2 protein-coding genes and 3 pseudogenes are annotated in these 5,250 nt (G+C 64.0%); 2 read left to right on the top strand and 3 right to left on the bottom strand.

The window, feature by feature from the left end; all coding sequences use genetic code 11:
- Positions 1 to 55: 55 nt before the first annotated feature.
- Together IPK59_23105 and IPK59_23100 are read left to right on the top strand one after the other, a co-directional pair.
- Positions 56 to 727, top strand: a pseudogene (locus IPK59_23105) (AAA family ATPase).
- Between the two features lie 165 nt (positions 728 to 892).
- Positions 893 to 1,873, top strand: a pseudogene (locus tag IPK59_23100) (alcohol dehydrogenase catalytic domain-containing protein).
- 381 nt (positions 1,874 to 2,254) lie between these two features.
- Here IPK59_23100 and IPK59_23095 read toward each other — a convergent pair.
- The 3 genes and pseudogenes from IPK59_23095 to IPK59_23085 form a co-directional block, all read right to left on the bottom strand.
- Complete coding sequence (locus IPK59_23095) at positions 2,255 to 2,461, bottom strand: hypothetical protein (GenBank protein MBK8161507.1); 207 nt, start codon at positions 2,459 to 2,461, stop codon at positions 2,255 to 2,257.
- Between the two features lie 74 nt (positions 2,462 to 2,535).
- Positions 2,536 to 4,010 (bottom strand): annotated as a pseudogene (locus IPK59_23090) (thymidine phosphorylase).
- An 849-nt stretch (positions 4,011 to 4,859) separates the two neighbouring features.
- On the bottom strand, positions 4,860 to 5,250 hold a 391-nt coding region (locus tag IPK59_23085), incomplete at its 5' end, for a phosphoribosyltransferase (protein MBK8161506.1).

Raw genomic sequence — 5,250 nt, 5'->3', positions numbered from 1 at the left:
CAAGCTCATCTCCTGCATTGATGGCCGCTCTACGACCTCGCTTTTCTGCTGATGGATCTGCGGTATCGCGGGCTTGAGGCGCCCCTGCGGCCAGGTCTTCAACCGGTACCCGATCTCGCCGGCGACGACGAAATGGTTTACCACTGCTGCCACTCTTCATGTCCTTGCGCGCCGCTGGTCCGGGGCCCATGTTGCAGGCGCCGCCGCACAGGCGGATGAGCAACACCAGCAGGAACACCTGACCGAGGCGAAGCGGTATCTTGAGTTCGCCATCGACCTCCTGCGCCCCTGTCCCGCCAGGACTGGTCGCCATTGGCGGCCGAGTGGCAGCGGCAAATCCACCGTAGCGGCTGCCGTCGCTGGTGCGATCGGACCTGCTGCCGGCGCGCGCGTTCTGCGCAGCGATGTCATTCGCAAGCAACTCTTTCAAGTTCCCCCGGAACAGGCCCTGCCGGCTGAAAGCTATATGGCCGAGGTCAGCAAGCGGGTCTATGCCGAGATCGAGGTGCGGGCGACCAGAGCCCTGCAGTCAGGGCAAACCGTCATCATCGACGCGGTCTCCGCCATGCCCGAAGAGCGCGATGCCTTCGAGCGGCTCGCCCGCAGCTGTGGCGTGACTTTCAGCGGCGTCTGGCTCGATGTCGCCCCGGCAACCATGCAGACACGGATCGGTACCCGTGCGGCTGATGCATCGGACGCCAATGCCACTGTGCTGCAGCGTCAATTGACCTACGATCTGGGTGCCGTCAATTGGCATCGCGTCGATGCCAACGGCGATTTGAATACCATCATTGAGACCGTGCAGGGATATCTCGGCGCGACAGGCAGCGGGAGAACCGGTTTCGTGAGAGCGACAGACTCCACCGGAATGGCCGGTGCCAAGGGGACTGCCATGGTCCTCACCACCTGCGGCGCAGCACTGGTCCGACAGGAACGGATCTGGCAGGCGCCTGATCGCGGTGAGTTCTCATCAAGATCCACGCCTGCGGTGTGTGCCGCACGGACCTTCACGTCGTCGATGGCGAATTGCCGGACATTCCGCTGCCGAGGATACCAGGTCAGCGGGTGATCGGTACGGTGGTGGCAACGGGTCCCGACGTGCGCGATCTCCAGCTCGGCGATCGCGTCGGGTGCCATGGCTGTGGCCTACCTGCGGTACCTGCCCGCAATGCCGCGCAGGCGCGAAAATCTGTGTGAGGCGGCGGCATTCACAGGTTATCAGCGCCGCGATGGCGGCTGTGCCGAATCTGGTGATTGCCGATGCGCGCTATTGCCTGCCGATACCGCGCGCCTACAGCGATGCCGAGGCGGCGCCACTCCTCTGCGCGGGCCTGATCGGCTATCGAGCCCTCCGCAAGGCGGGCGGCGCGCAACGCCTGGGCCTCTATGGCTTTGGCGCTGCCGCGCATATCGTGATCCAGGTGGCCAGGCATGAAGGTCGTGCCATCTATGCCTTCGTGCGGCCGGGAGACGATGCCGCCAGGACCTTCGCCCACGACCTCGGTGCGGTCTGGTCCGGCCCTTCCGACGCAGCGCCGCCGGAGCCGCTCGATGCCGCCATCATCTTTGCGCCCGTCGGCGCCTGGTGCCGGCCGCCGCCTTGCGGGCGGTGCGGCCCGGTGGCCGGGTGGTGTGTGCCGGCATTCACATGAGCGATATCCCGAGCTTCCCTATGAGCTGCTCTGGCGAAGGCTGAAATTGTTTCGGTCGCCAACCTGACACGCCAGGATGGACTCGACTTCGCTTTGGCTCCGCAGATTCCAATCAGGACGCAGACCAGGCTCATCCCCTGGGGAACGCCAATCAGGCGCTCGACGATCTGCCGCCACGGCGCGCCTATCAGGGCGCCGCGGTGCTCGTTCCGTCCAGCTAGGTCCCGGACTTCCCTCGGTACGAAGCCTCGCGGAACTCTCGCCCGGGCGCGGTAACCGCCGGCATCGCCATATTCAAGGATTCGTGATACCGCTGGTGGGGATCCGGCACCTGCGGCATGTTTGATCGGGCACCAGAACTGTTCGGTGCGACTGCCGATCTCGCGGATATAGGCAATGACGCCATTGGCATAGCCGCAATAGACGCAGTTCAGGGCCTCGATCCAGTTGAGGTAGGCAAGATGCCGTCGATCAAAGGTGATATAGTCCGCCGCTTGACGCGCGGGATGTGGTAGATCCGGAAACAGATGGATTGGTAGAGGCTGGCCCAGACATCCACCAGCAACAGCGGCAGAATCCGGCAGAGTAGATCACTGGGACACTCAGCGGAATCCGATCGGCGCCTGCGCGATGAACTTGCCGACGGTCTTGCGCAACCGGCGATGCTCCATCACGATGCCACGTTCGAATTCGATGAACTTGCGATTTACATGCCATCCCAAGGCCTTGCGACGCGTCTCGATCTCGCGGTCGAGCTCAGCGTGCAGCTTGATGATCTCGTCGGCCAGTTCCTGCATGCGGTTGGGCATTGGTCGTTTCCTCGCGGCAGGGGCTGGATACGACGGCACGACCGCGCAGGAGGCCCAACATTGTTTACTGCCACCTATCCTATGCGCCCGTTGAGCTCATAGCCAGTTCCATCCGCCGCCATCTGTGTCGCAAAGCGGAAATCGGTGGGGTGGGCCGCATGAGCCGATAGGAGGTTCACCCTGTTCAACTGGGTCGCCGACCTCTTGAACAGATCGATGCCGGCGCCCTTGTCGGACGGGGCACCGGCAACGCGGGCGAGCCGTGCGATACGATAGCAATCGATGCCACCCACAATTCCGTCCGCCGGCGCCAGGACGTCATGGGTCAGCGGGCCAGCTCCGTGAGTGAAGGACTGGCACCCTCGCGCCGCGATCTCCGCCGTCCCTGGATGCAGCCCCGACCCAGAAGTTCGCGGGCGCGGTCGCGACCGCGTCCACCGCGCAAGGCAGGATCGAACTCAAGGATATGCCCGCGAGCAGCAGCGCGCTGGCGCAGACCTGCGGCGCGTCGGCCTGCCGCTCGAGCACGCGCATTACGTCCCGCGCCTCCAACGGGGCCGACGCCGGAAGCCGACCGGCTGGGATCCATCCGTGATCTCGACATTCACCGTCAGGCCCGCTGATCACCGACGAACTCGAACAATTTGCATGCGGATGGCGTCGACATGGGGAGCGTACCTGGCGGTCGGCCCCCATCAGGATGTCGATGATGAGATGGCGAGCGGCAGCAAGCTTCTTCGACAAGATCGACGCGACCAGTTGTTCGCGCGTGTCGATGCCGAGCGAACGTTCAACGGATATGAGAATGTCGTCCGCCGGCGCCAGATTGACATGACCACCCCAGACGATACATCCCTTCACGCGTCCACAATCTCGCGCATCTCGTCGATGCCGATCTCCACCCGGACCAGCACCTCCATCGAGTCCGCGGTGCCGGCCGGGGACGTGATGGCGCGCGACGAGGTCTTGGGAATCATCATCCCATGCGCGGCGACGATCGGCACCACGATCATCGAGGTGCGGTTGCCGGGAATGCCGCCGATGCAATGCTTGTCGACGATCGGGCGCTGCGGCCAGGTCAGCCTGTTGCCGACCGCCGCCATCGCCTTGGTCGGGCCGAGCACCTCGTCCGTGGTCAGAAAACTCGCCGAGGCAATGAGGAACGCGGCAATTTCCATTTGAGTACCGGTTCGAGGCAATGTCGCGGATGATCATCTCGAACTCGGGATCAGTGAGGCTCTGCCCCAGCACCTTCGCCCGCACGGCCTCGCGACTGGCCGGCGGCCGCGCCTGGCCACCGATACGATTTCGCCCTCGGCGATGTTCAATTGCCGGAAGCTCTGCTCCGACAGACCAAGTTCGTCGCGCCCGAGCAGGGCCGGATCATCGACGATGTTGAGCACGGCCAGGATCGAACGGCCATTCCTGGAGACCTCGATCTTGGCCAGGCCCTGGAACTTTTCCGCGCGATAGAGCCGGGCAATCGCGGGGACAGGTAGGCGACATTCTCGCGATAGGTATCGATGGCGATGCGACGCAGCTTCAGCATGTTCGGTGGTCCTGTCCTGTCGACAGCAACCTTGCGTGGCTTTAGTCCGGCGGCATTTGACCTGGATCAAGCCTTCAGGTTCGAATGCCGCGATGATATCGGAAAACCGTCAGTCGCTTGCGACATTTCGAGATGGGGCGAGGAGTGCCATGTCCACCGGTCGACTGATCTACCTCATGGGGCCTCGGGGGGTCGGGCAAGGACAGCGTGCTGCGCTATGCCCGCGCCCGACTGGATGGGCGCTGCAAGCTGCTCGTTGCCCATCGCTATGTCACCCGGCCACCGGATATGGGCCATGAAAACTATGTCTCGCTGAGCGAGGGCGATCGACCTTCGCCGCGACAACGCTGTTCCTGCTGGATTGAACGCTCATGGCATCCGCTATGCAGTTGGGCTGGAAGTCGGCATCTGGCTGTTGCACGGCATGTCGGTGATCATGAATGGTTCGCGGGCCTGTTTCGGGGGCCGCCGCGCGCCACTCGGACATGCTCCCCATCCTGATCGATGTCCCGCCGGCCACTTTGCGGCAGAGGCTGGAAGCCAGGGGGCGAGAGACACAGGCCGAGATCGAGGCCCGCCTCCGCCGCGCCGACGCTGTGAAGAGATAGAACATCCGGCTCTGCGCAGGATCGACAACAGCGGCCCGATTGAACTGGCCGGCGCCGAACTGGTTCAGATCCTCATGAGCGCAACCAGCTAGATCATCGCCCGGTAGTCTGCCGGCAGACGGCATGCGCCTCGCCCAGAATGGCGACAACCTCCTGGTCGGTCACCTGGGTGAAGTCTCGGTAATAGGCGCCCACGGCCCCAAAATGGTCATCCGTCTCCAGGCAGATCACTTCGTCGACTTCAGGCGCGATCTCCGGCCAGGCTGTCGGTCGGTGCCACGGGCAGAGCCAGCACCAGCCTTTTGGGATGTTGACGGCGCAAGGCACGGATGGCGGCGCGGGCCGTGGCGCCGGTCGCCAACCCATCATCAACCAGAATCGCCGTACGACCTTGGGCCGCTTCGGGATGCCGGCCACACAGATAGATCGCCCGGCGTCGTTCGATCTCCTTCAGTTCCAGCGCGGCGGCGGCATTGATCGCCTCCTCGCTCGGCTCCAGGCCCTTGGCAAAGTCGTTGAGAACAATCTCCGGGCGATCGCCGTCGACCACAGCCCCCAGGGCCAGTTCCGGCTGGAATGGCGCGCGAATCTTCCGCACGAGGACGATGTCGAGCGGACGGCGCAGGACCTTC

The sequence above is a fragment of the Rhodospirillaceae bacterium genome (genome assembly GCA_016712715.1).
GTDB lineage: Bacteria > Pseudomonadota > Alphaproteobacteria > Dongiales > Dongiaceae > Dongia.
Note: the sequence above shows the minus strand (reverse complement) of the source record. Positions and strands in the feature narration are given on the sequence as shown.